Source organism: Psychroflexus salis, assembly GCF_014640175.1.
Lineage (GTDB): Bacteria > Bacteroidota > Bacteroidia > Flavobacteriales > Flavobacteriaceae > Psychroflexus > Psychroflexus salis.
The window spans coordinates 74,753-94,410 of record NZ_BMGL01000002.1; the positions used below are offsets into that span (position 1 = coordinate 74,753).

Genomic DNA, 19,658 nt, shown 5'->3' on the forward strand with positions numbered 1-19,658 from the left:
AAATAATAATTATATACAAATGAATATTCCAGCAGACTTAAAGTACACAAAAGACCATGAATGGGTAAAAATTGAAGGCGATACAGCCATTGTAGGTATTACCGATTTCGCACAAAGTGAATTAGGCGACATTGTTTATGTTGAAGTTGAAACTGTAGACGAAACCTTAGACCAAGATGAAGTTTTTGGAAGCGTTGAAGCAGTTAAAACAGTTTCAGATTTATTTTTACCCATTACAGGAAAAATAATAGCGTTTAACGAAAACCTTGAAGATGAGCCTGAAAAAGTTAATGAAGATCCTTACGGCGAAGGTTGGATGATTAAAATGAAGTTCACTAATCAAGATGAACTTAACAATTTAATGGATGCAGAAGCTTATAAAGCACATATTGACGGCTAATTTATTCCTTGTGTTGGCTATAGTTTTTACAGTTTTAATACTGTATCTGTCGCTTATGCCTACCCAAAATTTACCTAGCATTCAAATTGAACAAGCTGATAAGTTCTATCATTTAATTGCCTATATTTTTCTTGCTGGATCTTGGTTTACTTACTTTGTTCTCTTTAAAAGTAAGCAAGATAAAATAAGCTTATTTATAATTTCTTCAGCATTAATTTTGTTTGGCATTGTTATTGAAGTTTTACAAACGACCTTAACTGATTACCGAACTTTTGATGTGTGGGATATTATATCGAATACTACTGGGGTTTTATTAGTAAACGCATTCTTTATGCTTAATAAAAATAAGCTTCGGAAATTGAAACACCAATTAAATGTTTAGTCAGATTTTTTTTTTTAATTTTAACGCCTAATATTTAAGTATTATGGAACCAAAAAAAAGTGAGAAAGCAGATTTAAGCAAAAAAAGCTTTCTATTTTTCCAACTAGGACTCGTGTTTATGTTGGCAACTTCTTTATTTTTAATTGAGTTTAAAACTTACGATAAAGAAGCTTTAGACACTGGTGTGGTTGAGCTCGACATGTTAGATGACGAAGATGTGCCGATTACAGAGCAACTTAAAACACCGCCGCCACCGCCACCACCGCCACCAGCTCCAGAAGTAATTGAAGTGGTTGAAGATGAAGCAGAAGTAGAAGAAACAATTATCGAGTCTACAGAAACTAATATGGACGAAATTGTAGAAGTTGAAGAAGTTGCCGATATAGGTGAAGAAGAAGAAATTGAAGACGTTCCTTTTTCTAGTATTCAAGATGTACCGATTTTTCCAGGATGCGAAAAAGAAAAAACTAACGATGCTCGAAGAGCATGCATGAGCAAGAAAATACAAGATTTTGTAAACAAAAAGTTTGATACTAGCTTAGGAAGCGAATTAGGTCTTTCTGGAATTAATCGTGTATATGTTCGTTTCAAAATAGATAAAACCGGTAAAGTTGTAGATGTGCAAGCAAGATCATCTCACCCAAGACTTACCCGCGAAGGAGAACGGGTAGTTGGTAGATTACCCGATATGCAACCCGGTAAACAACGCGGTAGAGCTGTTGGTGTTATTTATACTTTGCCTATTACGTTCCAAGTTCAAAACTAAAAATCAAAACCCGGATTTATTTCGGGTTTTTTTAATTATACCCCAATGAAAATACACTACACCATTATTTTGTCTACTTGTTTCTTTATTTCAGCTCTAGCACAAGAAACTACAAAGCCAGATAAAACTACACCTAGTATTCCACAGTTCGAAAGCTGTGAGCAAGACGACCAAACTGGAAAGCCTTGTTTAGAAAATACATTTAAAACTTTGTTTAAAGAGTTTTATAAAGAAACAGAAATAGCCAAAGATTATGAGTACAGCAGGGAAGTTACAGGAAATTATATAGTAGACCGTCGAGGTAAAATAATCCAGAAAAAATACAATACAGTAGAGTCACCTATATTCGTTGCAATTCAAAGAGCTATCGATAAATTCTCTCGTTTAACACCTTCAACAAAAGAAAATGACCTTGCAGTTGAATATCCCTTTCAGGTAATTTATACACTAAAACGCTCGAGTCCTTACGCTAAAAAAGCACTTTCAATAGAATTAGAATTTGTTTATCCAGAAGGAGATAACGAAAACTCTTAATCTAAATTGAAATTTAAGAGCTGCGTTTAGTATAAATTCTTTGATTATTTAATCCACGGCCTAGTGTAGTACTCTGCTTTTAAACCATCAAAAAAAATATTTTTAAATAAAAACTGATAAGCAGTCTAATATGTTAGACCTTTTTGAGTTAAATTGTGTTAATTTGCTAATTGTTAAGCAAGTTGACCTATGAATAAACTTTTTTTACTTTCCTGTATACTTTTAACTCTTCATGTTGCTGCACAAAATGCAACATTAATTAAAAAATATCCGAAATTTCCTGCTTGCCAAGATAGTGCAACTTCGGATGACGAAATGTGTTTTAAAAACCAATTTCAAAAAACTTTATTTTCTTTATATCAGGAGCCAGATGTAGTCTCTAATTCTAATTACAAAGGTTCTGCTCAATTAATTTTTGAAGTAAACGAAAAAGGAGAATTCAAAATAATATATGTAAAAGCCGAACACAAGGAGATTGAAACTGCCTTAGAAGATGCGTTTTCTAAAATGCCGAAACTTACCCCAGCTACCTACGATGGTAACCCAACTTATTTTCAATTTAGAACTCCACTACCAATACCACTTCAACCTAATTTTCAAGAGGAAAATAATGCCGAAGTAATTATAGAACCAAAAAGAAAGTCTATTCAGGATGAATATAATAAAATTGTTAATTTACCATACCAAAATAAACAAAATGAAAGTAGTTTAAATATTCCGTTATCTCACGAGCTCTACAGCCGCTTCGATCCAGAAATGAATTTAATCGGTACCAATGCCCATACTGCTTCTAAACCCTATAAATTTAAAGAAGTTAAGCCTTATTATAATTTAGCTGAAGAAAATGAAAAATTATTTTATGACAAAAAAACTTGGTTTGGGCGAAAATTTTTCAACGAAAATACAGCACGAATTCAAGGTGAAGATTACTGGTTTACTTTCGATATTGCAGCCGATTTACAAATAGGTAGAGATGAGGGAGAAAGCATAAACACCTACAACAATACGCGTGCAGGAATAATACAAGGCGGATTGGGAGAAAAACTAAATTTTTATAGTGTAATTTACGAAAGTCAAGGTCGTTTTGCAGGATATTATAATGATTTAGCAAGAAGTCTAGGCAGAGTAGGTAGCAGTACCGTAGTTATACCAGGTAGAGGAATTGGAGAAGTTTATAAAGATACAGGCTTCGATTATCCAGTTGTAGAAGGTTACTTAAATTATGAAGCTACTAACTTTTTAGATTTGCAATTTGGAACTGGAAAAAACTTTATAGGCGATGGATACCGCTCTTTATTTTTAAGTGACAACGCAAGTCCTAATGCTTATTTTAAAATGAATACCACATTTTGGAAATTTAAATATACCAGTATTTGGTCTTCTCCCAGAAATTTAAATACTAGAACAGAAGGTGGCGCTTACACCACTAAATATGTGGCCACGCATTACTTAAGCTATAATGTTACTGAACGTTTAAATATCGGATTATTTGAATCTGCCTTATTTGAGAGCGAACCTAACCGGGGTTTCGATTGGAATTTTCTTAATCCTGTAATCTTCTATAATATGGTGGAGTATGCAACAGGAACTCGGGCAGGTAAATCGATGATTGGATTAAGTTATAAATACAAATGGAGCAACAAAATAAACTCTTATGGACAATTGCTGATAGATGAGTTATCTGTAAATGATGTTACTGCTATGAACGATAGTTGGAAAAATAAATTTGGTCTTCAATTGGGAGTAAAATACTTCGATGCTTTTAAAGTGAAAAATTTATATCTTCAGCTAGAATATAACCAAGTAAGACCTTATACGTATTCGCATAACACACTTTCGCTACATTACACGCATAATAATCAGTCTTTGGCTCACTTTTGGGGAGCAAATTTTAGAGAATTAATGCTCATAACTCGCTATAAAAAAGATCGTTATTATGGGCATGCTAAGTTTATTTTAGGTGAACGCGGCTTTGAGCCATCCGCAGACAGCAATCCATACTACGGTTCGGATTTATTTGGCGATGAACGAAACCGAATTGGCGATAATAATATAAAAATAGGACAAGGCAATAAAGCAACATCCTACTACGCTGAATTTGAATTCGGATACTTGGTAAATCCAACCACTAACTTGAAACTATACATGAATTTAATTCATAGAAATTTTGACATAGCTGAAAACAATGCCAGAAATTTCGACCGTAAAACCAGTTGGTTAAACTTAGGCTTTAGAACAGATATCTTTAACTGGTACTACGACTACTAATGCCGATTTCTGATTTTAGTTTCTAATAAATGATGCTTTGAAGATGTTTTTGCCTTCGTACTTCAATAAATATTAACGAAGTCTTGCCCTTTGTAAAAGACTTTTTAGAGGTATCTTTGCAAAAAAAATAAATTTTTGTCTGAAAACTTGACATACAATTTCATAACTACATCGTTACAAGATTTTAAGAGCTTAACTAAAATGCGCTTGGCTTTAAGCGTCGTGTTTTCTTCTGTTGCAGGCTATTTTCTAGGTGCAGAAAACTTCTATATTGCAGAAGTGATATTGCTTACAATTGGAGGCTACGCAATGGTTGGTGCTTCAAATGCATATAATCAAATTATTGAAAGAGATTTAGATGCGCTAATGAATAGAACTAAAAATAGGCCTATTCCATCAGGAAGATTAAGCGTAAATGCAGCTTTCGCTATTGCGTCTGTTTTAGCTGCCTTAGGCCTTTATTTGTTGTACATTATCAATCCTATTACATCTCTTTTTGGGGCAATATCTATTTTTTTGTATGTAAGTGTTTACACACCATTAAAAACCAAAACTCCTATTTCTGTTTTTGTTGGAGCCTTTCCAGGAGCAATACCTTTTATGTTGGGTTGGGTTGCTGCAACAGGAAGCTTTAGTATAGAAGCCGGAACTTTATTTATGATTCAATTTTTTTGGCAATTTCCTCACTTTTGGGCCTTGGGTTGGTGGCTTTATGAAGATTATAAAAAAGGAGGCTTTTTTATGCTCCCAACAGGTAAAAGAGATACATCTACAGCTTTACAAATTGTATTGTATACAATATGGACAATTTTAGTTTCTCTTATTCCGGTTTTAGGAGTTACAGGTAAACTTAAACTTTCGTATTTAGGCGCAAGTATAATCTTAGCATTAGGCTTGTTTATGCTTTACAATGCAATAAACCTATACAGATTAAGAACTGAAAAACAAGCAAAACAACTTATGCTTGCAAGTGTAACATATATAACTATGATTCAATTGGTATTTGTACTAGATAAAATTGTAAGAGAATGGGAATAGAGAATAAATCTTTAGCTGAAAAAAATTACAGAGCAAAGAAAATGATGTTGTGGTTTGGAATTATCAGTTTGTCTATGACTTTTGCTGGTCTTACTTCTGCTTTTATTGTAAGTAGCAGCCGGCCTGATTGGGTGGACGATTTTCAAATACCCAATGCATTTGTATGGAGTACTGTTCTAATTGTAATAAGTAGTTTGAGTTTAATTTTTGCTAAACGAGCTATTCTTCAGAACAAAAGAAAAACAGCTAACTTAGGCATAATCCTAACCTTTTTGCTTGGATTATTCTTTATTCATCTTCAATTTTCAGGCTTTAAAGCCATTACAGAACAAGGTTATTATTTTACAGGAAGCGCCAGTAATGTTACTGCATCTTACATTTATTTAATTGCCTTTTTGCATGTAGTGCATATCGCTTCTGGAATGATTGTTTTAGCTGTTCTTATTTATAATCATTTTAAAAATAAATACAAAAAAGATCAAATGCTTGGTTTCGAGCTAGGTGCAACTTTTTGGCATTTCGTAGATGTGCTTTGGTTGTTTCTATTTTTCTTTTTTATATATTTTTTAGGATAAATAAAATAACTATTTTTGCGCTAACTAATATTTAGGTATATGGATACGACTGCTGTTGCACAAACAGGTACAGAAGGGAAAAATTGGGGTGGAGGTAACCAACCACTCAAAGCAAGTTATGGTAAATTAATGATGTGGTTTTTTATTACATCCGATGCCTTAACTTTTTCAGGATTTCTTGCCGCTTATGGATTTTCTAGATTTAAATTTATAAACGAATGGCCAATTGCCGATGAAGTGTTTAATCACTTTCCATTTATGCACGGTGTAGACGCACCTATGTATTACGTTGCTTTAATGACCTTTATTCTTATTTTTTCTTCCGTAACTATGGTGTTAGCTGTAGATGCTGGACATAAAATGCAAAAAAATAAAGTAGTAACTTATATGGCCTTAACCATTCTTGGTGGAGCTATATTTCTAGGTTCACAAGCCTGGGAATGGAAAAATTTTATTAAAGGTGAATATGGTGCAGTTGAAACTACTTCTGGTAAAATTTTACAATTTGTAAATACGGAAGGCAAACGCGTAGATTTAAAGGAATTTACTCCAGTTGCTGAAAGAACTAGAACAACTCATGAAGCTAAAAATGGCCTTTGGTATACTTCCGAAAAAGAATTAATGGCTTACGACGTAGAAGATGTTAAATCTGCCTTTAAAGCAGATAGCAATCTGCTTGTTCGAACCATGGATTTAAACGAACGTGGAGAAAAAACCGTTCTAAGCAGAGAAGAGTCTATTAAAATTCTCGACCAAACAGCTAAAGAAGTTGTTTTAGGCGCTAACCTAACTCAAAACGAATATGGAGCGCCTTTGTTTGCAGACTTCTTTTTCTTTATCACAGGCTTTCACGGATTTCACGTTTTATCTGGTGTGTTGCTGTTAATTATTATATTTTTTAATGTCTTAATTGGTACATACGAAAAACGCGGATCTTACGAAATGGTCGAAAAAGTTGGGCTTTATTGGCACTTTGTAGACTTAGTTTGGGTTTTTGTCTTTACTTTCTTTTATTTGGTTTAATTACATATTTACAATAAGCTTATAACATTATGGCACACGATACAACACATCACGGAGGAGCAACAAAGCGCATTTGGCAGGTTTTCGGTATCTTATCTTTACTTACTATTGTAGAAGTTGTTTTGGGTATTATTAAGCCTGAATTCTTGGTTTATACCGATTTTGTAGCACTTTCTTTACTCAATTGGATATTTATTATTCTTACCATCGTTAAAGCATACTATATTACATGGGCATTTATGCACATGGAGCATGAGTCTGCCGGTTTACGAAGAACCGTTGTTTGGACAGGGGTTTTTCTTATATCTTACCTAATTGCAATTTTGTTAATTGAAGGCGGTTATATTAACGACGTATACACCAATGGTTACATTACTTGGGATTTCTAAGCCAAACATTAACTAAGGTTAAAACATTAACAAAGGCGGTATTATTAATATTGCCTTTTATTATTTTTGTCAATTAATTATTCGCACTACATGCAGACTAAAAAAATCAAAAAATATTCCGTTTTAATTACCTTGTTTATATTGCCACTAGTTACCTATCTTTTTTTTGCTAGTGCTGTACACAGCTTTGCTAATTTACCAACCGTACATGAAAATGCGCTGCAGCAAAAAGACTATATAAATCTAGTTAATAATGAAGCTTTTAGTTTAAACGATAAAATCAATGTAATTACATTTCTGGGTCAGGATGTGAAAAATCAAAAAGTTTTTGCGTATAACTTGAAAGAAAAAATATACGATAAAAATAAAGATTTTCAAGATTTTCAATTTGTAAGTATTGTTGGTGAAAACCAAAAACAAAACGTAAAAGACTTTATCTATGAAATCAATTTAACTTCTAACGCTGCAAAATGGAAATTTATAGAGTTGCCTTCAATTGAAGCTGAGCAACTAATAAAACAACTCACGAATTCTAAACTTACACTTGATTCTAATTACGCTTCAAATTATGCTTTCATTGTAGATAAAAAAGGAAATTTAAGAGGAAGAGTAGACGATAAAGATTATGGAGAGATGTTAGGATATAACATTAAATCTATTGCAGATTTAAACAATAAAATGGTAGACGATGTTAAGGTTATTCTAGCCGAATATCGTTTAGAATTAAAAAAATACAAAGCAGATCGAAAATAATTTATGAAAAATAAATCGTACATAGGAATTTCATTTATCGTTTTAATTTTCGGAATATGGGCTGTCAAAGAATACTCAAGTAGGTATTCAGTAGAAGAATTAGCTTATTTAGAAGTAGAAAATGAAAATGGCGTACCCATCAAAAGAAAAGCGCCAGAATTCGAATTAATCAATCAAGATGCCGATACCATTACCCACGAATTTTACAAAGGTAAAGTTTATGTGGTGGAGTTCTTTTTTGCTACATGTCCAACAATTTGTCCTATTATGAATGAAAATTTGGTAGAAATTCAAAATGAATTTTATGGAAATATGGACTTTGGCATTGCTTCGTTTACCATAAATCCGGAACACGACACTCCCGAAGTCTTAAAAGAATACATGCAAAAAAAAGGAGCTAAGCATGCCAATTGGAATATGCTAACAGGTAATCGCGACCAAATCTATAAGATTGCTAGAGAAGGTTTTAACGCATATGCTGCCGAAAACAAAGATGCACCTGGCGGGTTTGAACATGCAGGCTACTTTGCATTAGTAGATCAAGATGGTTATTTGCGTTCTAGAAGAGATAAAAATGGAAACCCAATATTGTATTACCAAGGCAGTATTCCATTTAATGAACCAGACCAAAATGATGGTAACGAGCAACAAATTGATATTTTGATTGAAGACATAAAAAAACTTTTATAATGCAAACAACTCCAACAGCCCCTAAAGATAAAGTAATGGTACCTGTAATTATTGGTTTATCTGTAGTAGTTCCAATTGTGGTAATTATTTTAATGAATTTAGAAACACGTGTAAATTTACTGGGATTAAAACTGGGTACTTTTCCATTTTTTCATGCCATCATCAATGCTTCAACTGCAGTGTTATTAGCCATGGGTTATTCTTTAATTAAGAAGAAAAACTATGCCATGCACAAACGTGTTATGATAACAGCATTTGCCTTATCAGCCGTTTTTTTAGTAAGCTATGTTATTTCAAAAATCAGTCACGACCCGGTTCCTTACGGTGGAGAAGGTTTTTTTAAATACCTTTATTTCTTTATATTAATATCTCATATTGTGCTTTCTGGAATTATTATTCCCTTAGTTTTATTCACCATGTACCGAGGATTAACTGGAGAATATCAGAAACATAAAAAAATTGCACGATGGACATTTCCTATTTGGATGTATGTTGCAGTTACAGGAGTTTTGGTTTACTTATTTATGATGCCTTATTATTAATTTGTAATTTTGCAATGTTATGAAATTAAAATTTTCTTTATCAATTATAGTTCTGTTGCTCTTGTTCATTAGCCAAGATGTTTCGGCACAATGTTCCATGTGTAGAGCTGTGTTAGAAAGCGAAGGCGATAAAAGTATGGCAGAAGGCATCAATAACGGAATTGTTTACCTCATGGCTTTTCCATATTTATTAGTGGGTGGCTTAGGCTATTATATTTACCGAACTTACCGTTCAAAATAAATTTTATGAAAGCATATTATCTTTCTACCTGTTCAACTTGCAAACGTATTTTAGGTGAAATTCAACTTCCTGAAAGCACAACTTTAATCGACATTAAAAAAAATCCGATTACAGTAAACCAATTAGAAGAATTATATGCGCATACCAATTCGTACGAAGCTTTATTCAACAAAAGAGCGCAATTATACCGCAAGCGAGAATTGAATACTAAAAAACTTTCTGAAAACGATTATAAAAACTTGCTTCTCGAACACTACAGTTTTTTAAAGCGTCCTGTTTTTGTAGATCAAAAGCAAATATTTGTGGGTAATGCAAAGTCTACCATTCAAGATTTAAAAGATTATATAAGTGTCCAATAGGCTGTGGGCTATATTGGCAGCTACCTTAGCAACTTGCATTTATGGAGTAAACCATACCGTTGCTAAAGCCTTAATGCCAGATTATGTTGGACCTTTCGGCTTAATCTTAATTCGTGTGGCAGGCGCAGCCATTTTGTTTTGGTGTATCAGCTTATTTACTAAAAATCAAAAAATAGATTTTAAAGATTTTCCACGAATATTTGGATCGGCTGTATTTGGTATGGTCATAAATATGCTGATGTTTTTTAAAGGCTTAAGCTTATCAACACCCATCAATTCTTCGGTAATTGTTACCATTTCACCAATTATAGTCTTTGTGCTTTCGGCATTTTTAATCCGAGAAAAAATTACGTGGCTCAAAGCATCTGGAGCAGTAATTGGTTTAGCTGGAGCTTTAATTTTAGTGCTGTTCGGAAAACAACTTTCGTACAACTCGCCCAATATTCCTTTAGGCAATGCATTCATTTTTATCAATGCCACTTCTTATGGAATTTATTTAATAATGGTAAGACCGCTTACTAAAAAGTATTCAGCCATTACCTTAATGAAGTACTTGTTTTTAGTAGCCACATTAATTAACCTGCCAATTTGTTACGCAGAATTTTCAGCAATTAGTTGGTCAGCATTGCCATTCGATTCCATTTGGAGAATTGCTTTTGTGGTTCTAGGCACTACTTTTTTAACCTATCTTTTAAATATTTACGCTTTAAAAGAAGTATCCGCTTCTACCTTGGGAGTTTTTGTGTATTTACAACCTGTAATCGCCATTTCGTATGCTATTTTTGCAGGAGTAGACCAGCTTAATTTTCTCAAAATTATAGCTGCTGTACTCGTTTTTCTGGGTGTTTTTATGGTAAGTAAAAATCCAGCAAGAAAACGAAATTTAGCGGGTAATTAATTAAAACTGTAAATCGATATCTTTCGGAAACTTTTGAAATTTACGCGTAGCTTCTTTGGTTAAAATTTCAAAATCTTCAGTTTTGTTAAGTTTAGAAACTTGACTAACCAAATGTTTTGGCAATGCTGTTAACTTTCTCGATTTTAAATCTATCCAAGCACCCAACATTTCACAAGAAGCACAATGTTTTCCGTTTTGGTTGTAAAGGTGGTGTTCAAATTCAAAAAACATTCCATCTTCCGATAAACCTTTTAAAGATAAAGTCACCAAAATCCGATCTTCGGGTAAAACTTCTTTAAAATAGTAAATGTGTTCATAAAACACCACTGGTCCTAAATTCAACTTTATTAATTCTTTCGAAGAAAATCCGTTTTCTATTAAAAAACCCATGCGGGTATGGCTCATAAAGTTTTGATAAGCTGAATTAGCCAAATGCCGATTCGCATCTAAATCAGACCAACGGATTTCAAATTTTTTTTGGTATGTCATAAGTTATCTGCTAAAATAGAGTAGGGCTGTAAAAACAGCAATACTAATAGTTGCGACTAAAACGCCACGAGCTCGGTAAATTAAATTTTTCTTTAAAAATAAATAGAAAGGAAGAAAATTAAAAATAGCACCTAAGGCAATAATTTTATTTAATACTTGATTCTGGTAAGCCACCACAAAAATGCGCTCAAAATCAAACTCATTTATAAATAAACCTGAAAAAACAAATACGCCAATGGTATTCGCTATCAAGCCCACCAAAGTCCCAATGCCAATTTCCTTTTTAATATTGATGTTTTTAGTCTTCAAAATTCCAATTTTTAAATTCTTTTAATGCGTGGTAAGCCGTTAAATCGAATTGCACAGGCACCACCGAAATATAATTGTTGGCTAAAGCCCATTCATCGGTATCTTTTCCGCCATCGTGGTTTACAAATTCGCCTGTTAACCAGTAGTAATCTCTGCCATGCGGAGTTTGGCGTTTATCAAAATTCTCTACCCAATTGGCTTTTGCTTGTCGGCATAGACGCAAACCTTTAATTTCGTGATCAGATTTTTTCGGAAAGTTTACATTTAAAACCGTTGCCTTAGGTAAACCTTCATCCAAAACTTTCTTTACCATATATTCAATATAAGAAGATGTATGGCTAAAGTCGGCATCCATAGCATAATCTAACAACGAAAATCCAATCGCAGGAATATCGCCAGTTCCAGCTTCAACAGCGGCGCTCATGGTTCCAGAATAAATTACATTTATCGAAGAATTAGACCCATGATTAATGCCACTCACACAAATATCAGGCTTTTGTTTTAAAATTTCTTGTGTAGCAATTTTCACACAATCGGCAGGCGTACCCGAGCAACTGTATTCTTTTACTTCGTCATCCAAATGCACTTCATCGCAATACAAATTATCGTTTACCGTAATGGCGTGTCCCATTCCACTTTGTGGGCTATCGGGAGCAACCACAATAACATCACCAATTTTTTTTACTACCGAAATAAGATGTCGAATACCCGGTGCAGTAATGCCATCGTCGTTAGTTACTAATATTAAAGGTTTCTTTTTTGCCATGTTTTTTCAAATGAACTGCAAAAATGCACAAATTAAAACAGAAAAACCTGAGCCTTTTTTTATTTCTTAAGATAAAACTTTTACAACACTCAATATCTGAAGCCGAGAACCCGCTTTCTGCTACAAATCCTCAGCATGCAAGCCAATTTTCTAAAACCAACACAAGAGCTTCCTTTTGGTCGCTTTGGTTGGTTAACAAAATTAGGCTTTCCTGCTTCCGGGTTTTTCACTACAATCGGGGCTATCACCAAATTAACCAACTTCAACCCTGCAAGCGTTTCAAAGGCTTGCAGAGTTTTTTAAATGTAGGAGTAGTAAAATATTCAAGCCTTAAAATTCAACAAAATACCTTCAAACAAACTTTCAATAATTTTATAAGTATATTCACTTTATTTATTCATAATTATACTAATTTCAACTTTTTATTTAAGTAACAGATATTTTATGATGAAGAAGAATTTTGTAATTGCATTACTTACCGTATTGTTGGCTGTAACTTCTTGTAGTTTTACCACCAAAAAATTTGATCCTGATAGCGATAAAGATAAGGTCTTAATCGAATTAATAACCTACGTTTTAGAACAAGGTCACTTCGATTTAAGACAAATGGACGATGATTTCTCCGAAGATGTTTTTAATGAATTTATACAAAACCTAGATCCATTAAAAAGACATTTTCTACAAGCTGATTACGAAGAGTTTGCAGCATATAAACACGAATTAGACAATCAAATTAAAAATAAAGATTTGTCTTTTTTCGAAATGGTGTACAACCGACACTTAATTCGAGTAGAAGAGTCTGAAGCTTTTTACAAAGAGATTTTAGAAAAACCTTTTAATTTTGAAGAAAACGAAAGCATCAATACCGATTATGAAAGCCTTTCGTACGCAAAAAACAATGCCGAATTAAAAGAACGTTGGAGAAAAATTTTAAAATTCAATACCCTGGGAATTTTCTACGATAATTACGAAACCCAACTTCAAGAAACCGAAGAAGCCTCAACTGAAAAAGAAGAAGTCGAATTAAAGTCTTTAGCTGAGCTAGAAGAAGAAGCAAGAACAACCACTAAAGAATCTATGGAAACCTATTTTGAAACTTCAAAAGATTTGGAGCGTAAAGATTGGTTTAGTATGTACATCAACACCTTTGTAAGTCAATTTGATCCCCACACCAATTATTTTGCGCCCCGCGATAAAGAACGTTTTGATGTGTCTATGTCTGGAAAATTAGAAGGAATAGGCGCAAGACTTCAAAAGGAACGCGATCACGTAAAAATTATGGAAGTGATATCAGGTGGTCCAGCTTGGCGCGGAGACGAAATAGAGGTTGGAGATGTTATTCAAAAAGTTCGACAAGAAGACGAAGTAGATGCGGTAAATATTGGCGGAATGCGCCTAGACGATGCGGTAGATTTAATAAAAGGGCCAAAGGGAACAAAAGTCTTTTTAACCGTAAAAAAAGTAGATGGTTCTATTGAAGAAATCGAAATTACTCGTGATATTGTTGAAATTGAAGAAACCTATGCCAAAACAGCCTTGGTAGAAAAAGACGGAATTAGTTATGGCGTAATTAATTTACCGAAGTTTTATTTCGATATGCAAGATTACAATCAGCGTAATGCAGCAACCGATATTAAAAAAGAAATTATTCGTTTAAAAGAACGCGAAGCAGAAGGTTTGGTTTTAGACCTAAGAAACAATGGTGGCGGTTCGCTTTCTACGGTAGTCGATATCGCTGGCTTGTTTATTGAAAAAGGACCTGTGGTTCAAGTAAAAGATAAAGAAAATAACCGCGATGTTTTAAAAGATAAAGATCCTTTAATTTTATGGGAAGGACCATTGGTAATATTAGTGAATGAATTGTCTGCATCGGCTTCAGAAATTTTAGCAGCAGCCATGCAAGACTACGAACGCGCTATTGTTATTGGAAGCAAACAAACTTACGGCAAAGGAACGGTTCAAAATGTATCAGACTTAAACCGATGGATGCGTCAAAGCAACTTTGGCGATATGGGTGCACTAAAAGTAACTACACAAAAATTCTACCGCATCAACGGCGGTTCTACGCAATTAAAAGGGGTAGAGAGCGACGTAGTGGTGGCCGATCGGTATTCGTATATCGATATTGGCGAACGCGATTACAAAAATCCATTGCCTTGGGATCAAATTGATCCAGCTAAATACAAAAAATGGGAAGGTTACCACAACCTAGAAAAGGTAGTAGAAAGCAGTACAAAACGCATGAAGAAAAATCAGCATTTGGCTTTAATCGACGAAAATGCAAAATGGATTAAAAACCAACGTGATGTTGAAGAATACTCACTAAACTTCGAGACTTTTAAAGCTGAAAATGAAGAAATCGATGAGAAAGCCAAGAAATACAAAAAGTTGAACGAATACACAACAAGCCTAGATTACATCTCACTTCCTTATGAAGAAAAATTAATTGAACAAGATTCTGCTTTAGGCGATAAAAGAGAACGCTGGCATAAAAACTTAAAAAAAGATGTGTACGTAGAAGAAGCAATTTATGTATTAGAAGATTTGCGTAAACAAACCAAAGCCTATAAATTAGCCAATGCTAAATAGGAACTAATGGCAAATAAATCAGCTTCGTTAAGCCAACTAGCGCTCCAGCGGTTTAAGAAAAATCGATGGGGCGTTTTTAGCTTCAGCTTCATTGTAATGATGGCTTTTTTAGCGATTTTTGCTTATGTTTTGTCGCCAGATAACAGTCAAGATGCCAATCAGATGGCTTTGCCTATTCATTCCCAATCACCAGGATTTAGCGTAAAAACTATTCAACTGCCAAATCAAGAAAACCAAACAAATCAATCTTTTGTATCCAAAGTTTTTTTCGGTAAAAAACAATCTTCCCCTTTTTATCCCATTGATGAATATTCATTTACCAATGATAGCTTATACTATAAAACCTTCGGAAAAGCTTCAATTAGCAATAATTTTTTGGAAGGTTTTTCACTACAAAACGATTTCAAAGGATTAACAAAACAAGAAATTACAGAAGAATTTATTCAACAAAAAACCTTTTGGCTGGGCACCGATAAATATGGCAGAGATATGCTAAGCCGAATGTTAGTTGGCATTCGTATTTCACTTTCTATAGGATTTGTAGCCGTTTTTATTTCCTTATTTATCGGCATTACTTTAGGTGCAGTTGCTGGCTATTTTGGTGGAAAAGTTGATGCTGCTATTATGTGGCTCATTAATGTAACTTGGTCTATTCCGACTTTGTTATTGGTTATTGCCATAAGTTTAGCCCTAGGAAAAGGTTTTTGGCAAGTTTTTATAGCCGTAGGTTTAACCATGTGGGTCGAAGTTGCGCGAGTAGTACGCGGGCAAGTAAAAAGTTTAAAAGAAATGCAATACATTACCGCAGCTCGTGCTTTGGGTTTTGGGAATTTGCGCATTATTTACAAACACATTTTACCCAATGTGTTAGCACCCGTAATTGTAATATCTGCAGCCAATTTTGCCGCAGCTATTTTAATTGAAAGCGGATTGAGTTTTTTAGGTATCGGTGCACAACCACCTACACCAAGCTGGGGATCGATGATTAAAGATCATTATGCATACATTGTTATGGGAAAAGCCTATTTAGCCATAATTCCTGGCTTGGCAATTATGAGTTTAGTCATGGCATTCATGCTGATGGGGAGTGCCTTACGCGATGCCCTAGATGTAAATAATTGATTTGTAGATGTTTAAAAAAAATGTTTATTTCAATCTAAGCTAATAAGTTGTAAATGAATTATGCTCTCTATTTCACTTGTCCAGTAAGGCTTTAGAATATTCTTTCTAAGAAACCAAAACACTACGCCTTAGTGCCTTTGCGAGAATATTTTCACACATTTTCTCCGTGTCTTTGCGCCCTAGCGAGATTATTTTGCATATAAATTTTCTGCGCCCCTGACTGTCAGTAGATAGGTTTGCGGTTAGATTATTTTAGTGCAGAGTACGCAAAGTTTGTAAACTTCCCCTAAAACCTAACAGTTTAAAAGTATAATGTAAATCCGGAGTATACTATCATTCGAGCGGAGTCGAGAACGGTTTGCATCTCGACTCCGCTCGATGCTGAAACATATTATAAACATCACTTTCATTAAATAAAATTTTCAGGGGCTCGAACTGACAGGTTTTTTTAATAATGCACTACGGATAATACAAGTCTTAATCCTTGTTTCTAACAGCGACTTGTGCTGAATCTACTTGCCCTGAGCATGTCGAAGGGTCAAAGCAAGCACTCTTTTTTCTTTTCTAGGAAAACACTAAATAATTATCCAGCCACAGGCTACAAATTCATTTCAATTCTGCTATTTTTATCGTTTCAATAAAGACATCATTTCATGGTAAAAGAAAACCGACTTTTTCTACTCGACGCATACGCATTAATTTTTCGTGCCTACTACGCACTCATTAAAAATCCTAGAGTAAACTCTAAAGGCCAAGATACTTCAGCTATTATGGGGTTTATGAACTCTTTGTTTGATGTAATAAAACGAGAAAAACCAAATTTATTGGCCGTCTGTTTCGATAAAGGGGGAAGCCAAGCCAGAACCGAAATGTTTAAAGATTACAAAGCCAATCGAGATGAAACACCGCAAGTAATTCGCGAATCGGTACCGGTTATTCAAGATATTTTACGAGCCATGGAAATTCCTGTAATGGAAGTGCAAGGTATGGAAGCAGACGATATTATTGGCACCTTAGCCAAACAAGCCGAAAAAGAAGGTTTTGAAGTCTATATGGTTACACCAGACAAAGATTTTGCACAACTGGTCTCTGAAAACATTTTTATGTACAAACCTTCCCGAATGGGCAACGGAATTGAAAAATGGGGAATTCCAGAAGTGCAGAAAAAATTCGGAGTAGAACGACCAGAGCAAGTCATAGATTATCTAGGTATGATGGGCGATTCTTCAGATAACATACCGGGTTTACCAGGCGTTGGTGAAAAAACAGCAAAAAAATTCCTGAAACAATTTGGGAGCATGGAAGCACTCCTTGAAAATACCGACCAGCTAAAAGGTAAAATGAAAGAAAAAATAGAAGAGAATGCCGAATTGGGTCGTCTTTCTAAAAAATTAGCCACTATTTTTATTGATTGCGATGTGCAGTTTCATGCTGAGAATTTCAAATTAAGCCAACCTGATGTTGAAAAAGTTGTAGAGATTTTTAAAGATTTAGAATTTAGAAGACTTACAGAACAATTCATCAAAATGTTCAATTCTCCTAAAGAAGTTGCAAAAGAAGGCGAAACCACTTCAAAAAAAGAAAACACAAAAGAAGCAGGATCAGGGCAGTTTTCACTCTTTGGAAACGATGCATCAGCCAATGATGTTGATGCCGAAAACTTTCAAGGTTATAAAACTTTAGAAAATACCGACCATAGCTATCAGTATGTAAACACCAATATGGGAATCAAAATTTTCCTAGATAAATTGCATCAACAAAAATCGGTTTGTTTCGATACGGAAACTACATCTTTAAAAACCTTAGATGCCGAACTAGTTGGTATTGCATTTTCATGGGAAAAAGGCAAAGGTTACTTTATTCCTTTTCCCGAAAAAAGAGACGAAGCCCAAGCCTTAATCGAACAATTAAGACCCTTTTTTGAAGATGAAAACATCGAGAAAATCGGTCAAAATTTAAAATACGATATTAAGGTGTTGGCCAATTACAAAATCGAAGTAAAAGGGCCGCTTTTCGACACCATGTTAGCGCATTACATCATCAATCCTGATATGCGTCACAATATGGATGTGTTGGCAGAAACCTACTTAAATTATTCACCCAAACCCATTGCAGATTTAATTGGAAAAGGCAAAAACCAAAAATCCATGCGCGATGTTAGTTTAGAAGAAATTACTGAATATGCAGTAGAAGATGCCGATATTACTTTTCAGCTTAAAAAATATTTTGAAGAAGAACTAAAGGATGCATCCAACGAACATTTGTTTGGCGAATTAGAAATTCCTTTGCTTCGAGTCTTAGCTGCTATGGAAGTTGAAGGAATACAAGTAGATAAAGATAAACTTATCGATTTATCTGAAGGACTTACCAAAGATATTGAACAGCTTGAAAAAGAAGTATATGAAGCAGCAGGCGAAGAATTCAATATTGGTTCGCCTAAACAATTGGGAGAAATTTTATTCGGAAAACTCGAAATTGCTAAGAAACCTAAAAAAACTAAATCAGGACAATATTCAACTGCCGAAGATGTACTTTCTTTTTATGCTAAGGATTATCCAATTGTGCAAAAAGTTTTAGATTGGCGTGGACTGAGCAAGCTGAAAAGTACCTATGTAGATGCGCTTCCTAAGCAAATTCACAAAAAAACAGGACGCATTCACACGGAGTTTATGCAAAGCGTTGCGGCAACTGGACGACTAAGTTCCAATAACCCAAACTTACAAAACATTCCTATTCGTACCGAACGTGGTCGAGAAGTGCGAAAAGCTTTTGTGCCTAAAGATGAAAACCATGTGCTATTAGCAGCCGATTATTCACAAATTGAATTGCGTATTATCGCTGCCTTGAGCGAAGAAGAAACCATGATTGAAGCCTTTAATAATGGTGAAGATATCCACGCTTCTACAGCGGCTAAGGTATTTAAAGTTCCTATTGAAGAAGTAACACGCGAGCAACGAAGTAATGCTAAAACTGTTAACTTCGGGATTATTTATGGTGTTTCAGCTTTTGGATTGAGCAATCAAACTGATTTAAGTAGAAACGAATCCAAAGAACTAATTGAAACTTACTACCAAACTTATCCAAAACTTCGTGATTATATCGATGATCAAGTTGAGTTTGCGCGCGAACATGGATATGTAAAAACTGTTTTGGGTAGAAGGCGTTATTTAAAAGATATCAATGCCAGAAATCATGTAGTGAAAAATGCAGCCGAACGAAATGCAGTTAATGCGCCCATTCAGGGAAGTGCAGCCGATATTATTAAAGTAGCCATGATTCGTATTTTCGATAAAATGAACCAACAGAACTACAAAAGTAAAATGCTGCTGCAAGTACATGATGAATTAATTTTCGATACGCATAAAGACGAGTTGGAGCAATTGAAAAAACTTATTAAAGAAGAAATGGAAAACGCCTATAAGTTAAGTGTTCCTTTAAAAGTTGACATAGGAACAGGGCAAAATTGGTTAGAAGCACATTAATTATAATTAGTGCATGAGTGGCATAAAACATAAGCGAAGATGA

The 19,658-nt window shown here is 34.3% G+C and carries 22 protein-coding genes; 19 read left to right on the forward strand and 3 right to left on the reverse strand.

Annotated features, from left to right (window positions below; translation table 11 throughout):
* Nucleotides 1–19 precede the first annotated feature (19 nt).
* The 15 genes from gcvH to IEV63_RS01590 all read left to right on the forward strand — a co-directional run bounded on the left by gcvH (nt 20) and on the right by IEV63_RS01590 (nt 10,858).
* Nucleotides 20–400 carry a glycine cleavage system protein GcvH gene (gcvH, locus tag IEV63_RS01520; protein WP_188404994.1) on the forward strand — a complete coding sequence of 127 codons (381 nt, stop codon included), beginning with the start codon at nt 20–22 and terminating at the stop codon, nt 398–400.
* 55 nt (nt 401–455) lie between these two features.
* Nucleotides 456–782: a VanZ family protein gene (locus tag IEV63_RS01525; protein WP_229737149.1), complete on the forward strand. Its 327-nt coding sequence runs from the start codon at nt 456–458 to the stop codon at nt 780–782.
* A 43-nt stretch (nt 783–825) separates the two neighbouring features.
* A complete protein-coding gene (locus IEV63_RS01530; RefSeq protein ID WP_188404996.1) occupies nt 826–1,548 on the forward strand; it encodes an energy transducer TonB in 723 nt (240 codons plus the stop codon).
* Nucleotides 1,549–1,593: 45 nt separating this feature from the next.
* Entirely contained in the window at nt 1,594–2,082 is a 489-nt protein-coding gene (locus tag IEV63_RS01535; protein ID WP_188404997.1) for a hypothetical protein, read from the forward strand.
* A gap of 189 nt (nt 2,083–2,271) precedes the next feature.
* A complete protein-coding gene (remB, locus tag IEV63_RS01540) occupies nt 2,272–4,350 on the forward strand; it encodes a gliding motility outer membrane protein RemB (protein WP_188404998.1) in 2,079 nt (692 codons plus the stop codon).
* A 135-nt stretch (nt 4,351–4,485) separates the two neighbouring features.
* Complete coding sequence (cyoE, locus tag IEV63_RS01545; protein WP_188404999.1) at nt 4,486–5,388, forward strand: heme o synthase; 903 nt, start codon at nt 4,486–4,488, stop codon at nt 5,386–5,388.
* Nucleotides 5,379–5,963, forward strand: a complete 585-nt coding sequence (locus IEV63_RS01550; protein ID WP_188405000.1) for a cytochrome c oxidase subunit 3 — start codon at nt 5,379–5,381, stop codon at nt 5,961–5,963. The genes cyoE and IEV63_RS01550 overlap by 10 nt, the downstream gene beginning before the upstream one ends.
* A 39-nt stretch (nt 5,964–6,002) precedes the next feature.
* A complete protein-coding gene (locus IEV63_RS01555; RefSeq protein WP_188405001.1) occupies nt 6,003–6,986 on the forward strand; it encodes a cytochrome c oxidase subunit 3 in 984 nt (327 codons plus the stop codon).
* Between the two features lie 29 nt (nt 6,987–7,015).
* The gene (locus IEV63_RS01560; protein WP_188405002.1) at nt 7,016–7,375 is read left to right on the forward strand and encodes a cytochrome C oxidase subunit IV family protein; all 360 of its coding nucleotides are present in this window, start codon (nt 7,016–7,018) and stop codon (nt 7,373–7,375) included.
* 90 nt (nt 7,376–7,465) lie between these two features.
* Complete coding sequence (locus IEV63_RS01565; RefSeq protein ID WP_188405003.1) at nt 7,466–8,128, forward strand: hypothetical protein; 663 nt, start codon at nt 7,466–7,468, stop codon at nt 8,126–8,128.
* Nucleotides 8,129–8,131: 3 nt separating this feature from the next.
* Nucleotides 8,132–8,818, forward strand: coding sequence for an SCO family protein (locus IEV63_RS01570; protein WP_188405004.1), 687 nt, complete (start codon nt 8,132–8,134; stop codon nt 8,816–8,818).
* Nucleotides 8,818–9,360 carry a DUF420 domain-containing protein gene (locus IEV63_RS01575; protein ID WP_188405005.1) on the forward strand — a complete coding sequence of 181 codons (543 nt, stop codon included), beginning with the start codon at nt 8,818–8,820 and terminating at the stop codon, nt 9,358–9,360. The genes IEV63_RS01570 and IEV63_RS01575 overlap by 1 nt, the downstream gene beginning before the upstream one ends.
* 19 nt (nt 9,361–9,379) lie before the next feature.
* Nucleotides 9,380–9,601, forward strand: coding sequence for a CAMCR motif-containing small membrane protein (locus IEV63_RS01580; protein ID WP_188405006.1), 222 nt, complete (start codon nt 9,380–9,382; stop codon nt 9,599–9,601).
* 5 nt (nt 9,602–9,606) lie between these two features.
* Nucleotides 9,607–9,960 (forward strand): arsenate reductase family protein, encoded by a 354-nt coding sequence (locus tag IEV63_RS01585; protein ID WP_188405007.1) that lies wholly within the window; start codon nt 9,607–9,609, stop codon nt 9,958–9,960.
* On the forward strand, nt 9,950–10,858 hold the full coding sequence (locus IEV63_RS01590; RefSeq protein ID WP_188405008.1) for a DMT family transporter: 909 nt from the start codon (nt 9,950–9,952) through the stop codon (nt 10,856–10,858). Before IEV63_RS01585 ends, IEV63_RS01590 begins: the two co-directional genes overlap by 11 nt.
* Here the strand turns inward: IEV63_RS01590 and IEV63_RS01595 are convergent, their stop codons facing one another.
* The 3 genes from IEV63_RS01595 to surE are packed head-to-tail and all read right to left on the reverse strand — an operon-like array spanning nt 10,859 to nt 12,422.
* Complete coding sequence (locus IEV63_RS01595) at nt 10,859–11,347, reverse strand: acyl-CoA thioesterase (RefSeq protein ID WP_188405009.1); 489 nt, start codon at nt 11,345–11,347, stop codon at nt 10,859–10,861.
* Nucleotides 11,348–11,350: 3 nt separating this feature from the next.
* Nucleotides 11,351–11,656 carry a hypothetical protein gene (locus IEV63_RS01600; RefSeq protein ID WP_229737150.1) on the reverse strand — a complete coding sequence of 102 codons (306 nt, stop codon included), beginning with the start codon at nt 11,654–11,656 and terminating at the stop codon, nt 11,351–11,353.
* A complete protein-coding gene (gene surE / locus IEV63_RS01605) occupies nt 11,646–12,422 on the reverse strand; it encodes a 5'/3'-nucleotidase SurE (protein ID WP_188405010.1) in 777 nt (258 codons plus the stop codon). Before surE ends, IEV63_RS01600 begins: the two co-directional genes overlap by 11 nt.
* Before the next feature lie 135 nt (nt 12,423–12,557).
* On the opposite strand from surE, the gene IEV63_RS01610 reads away from it, so the two are divergent.
* From IEV63_RS01610 to polA, 4 genes are all read left to right on the forward strand, one after another.
* The gene (locus IEV63_RS01610; protein WP_188405011.1) at nt 12,558–12,725 is read left to right on the forward strand and encodes a hypothetical protein; all 168 of its coding nucleotides are present in this window, start codon (nt 12,558–12,560) and stop codon (nt 12,723–12,725) included.
* A 144-nt stretch (nt 12,726–12,869) separates the two neighbouring features.
* Nucleotides 12,870–15,011: a carboxy terminal-processing peptidase gene (locus tag IEV63_RS01615; RefSeq protein ID WP_188405190.1), complete on the forward strand. Its 2,142-nt coding sequence runs from the start codon at nt 12,870–12,872 to the stop codon at nt 15,009–15,011.
* 6 nt (nt 15,012–15,017) lie between these two features.
* Nucleotides 15,018–16,133, forward strand: coding sequence for an ABC transporter permease (locus IEV63_RS01620; protein ID WP_188405012.1), 1,116 nt, complete (start codon nt 15,018–15,020; stop codon nt 16,131–16,133).
* A 653-nt stretch (nt 16,134–16,786) separates the two neighbouring features.
* Nucleotides 16,787–19,615, forward strand: a complete 2,829-nt coding sequence (polA, locus tag IEV63_RS01625; RefSeq protein WP_188405013.1) for a DNA polymerase I — start codon at nt 16,787–16,789, stop codon at nt 19,613–19,615.
* Nucleotides 19,616–19,658 lie beyond the last annotated feature (43 nt).

Bases quoted from the DNA above. Each gene is read 5' to 3' on its own strand.
- gcvH (WP_188404994.1), top strand. From the start codon at position 20: ATGAATATTCCAGCAGACTTAAAGTACACAAAAGACCATGAATGGGTA.
- IEV63_RS01525 (WP_229737149.1), top strand. From the start codon at position 456: ATGCCTACCCAAAATTTACCTAGCATTCAAATTGAACAAGCTGATAAG.
- IEV63_RS01530 (WP_188404996.1), top strand. From the start codon at position 826: ATGGAACCAAAAAAAAGTGAGAAAGCAGATTTAAGCAAAAAAAGCTTT.
- IEV63_RS01535 (WP_188404997.1), top strand. From the start codon at position 1,594: ATGAAAATACACTACACCATTATTTTGTCTACTTGTTTCTTTATTTCA.
- remB (WP_188404998.1), top strand. From the start codon at position 2,272: ATGAATAAACTTTTTTTACTTTCCTGTATACTTTTAACTCTTCATGTT.
- IEV63_RS01550 (WP_188405000.1), top strand. From the start codon at position 5,379: ATGGGAATAGAGAATAAATCTTTAGCTGAAAAAAATTACAGAGCAAAG.
- IEV63_RS01555 (WP_188405001.1), top strand. From the start codon at position 6,003: ATGGATACGACTGCTGTTGCACAAACAGGTACAGAAGGGAAAAATTGG.
- IEV63_RS01560 (WP_188405002.1), top strand. From the start codon at position 7,016: ATGGCACACGATACAACACATCACGGAGGAGCAACAAAGCGCATTTGG.
- IEV63_RS01565 (WP_188405003.1), top strand. From the start codon at position 7,466: ATGCAGACTAAAAAAATCAAAAAATATTCCGTTTTAATTACCTTGTTT.
- IEV63_RS01570 (WP_188405004.1), top strand. From the start codon at position 8,132: ATGAAAAATAAATCGTACATAGGAATTTCATTTATCGTTTTAATTTTC.
- IEV63_RS01575 (WP_188405005.1), top strand. From the start codon at position 8,818: ATGCAAACAACTCCAACAGCCCCTAAAGATAAAGTAATGGTACCTGTA.
- IEV63_RS01580 (WP_188405006.1), top strand. From the start codon at position 9,380: ATGAAATTAAAATTTTCTTTATCAATTATAGTTCTGTTGCTCTTGTTC.
- IEV63_RS01585 (WP_188405007.1), top strand. From the start codon at position 9,607: ATGAAAGCATATTATCTTTCTACCTGTTCAACTTGCAAACGTATTTTA.
- IEV63_RS01595 (WP_188405009.1), bottom strand. From the start codon at position 11,347: ATGACATACCAAAAAAAATTTGAAATCCGTTGGTCTGATTTAGATGCG.
- surE (WP_188405010.1), bottom strand. From the start codon at position 12,422: ATGGCAAAAAAGAAACCTTTAATATTAGTAACTAACGACGATGGCATT.
- IEV63_RS01610 (WP_188405011.1), top strand. From the start codon at position 12,558: ATGCAAGCCAATTTTCTAAAACCAACACAAGAGCTTCCTTTTGGTCGC.
- IEV63_RS01615 (WP_188405190.1), top strand. From the start codon at position 12,870: ATGAAGAAGAATTTTGTAATTGCATTACTTACCGTATTGTTGGCTGTA.
- IEV63_RS01620 (WP_188405012.1), top strand. From the start codon at position 15,018: ATGGCAAATAAATCAGCTTCGTTAAGCCAACTAGCGCTCCAGCGGTTT.
- polA (WP_188405013.1), top strand. From the start codon at position 16,787: ATGGTAAAAGAAAACCGACTTTTTCTACTCGACGCATACGCATTAATT.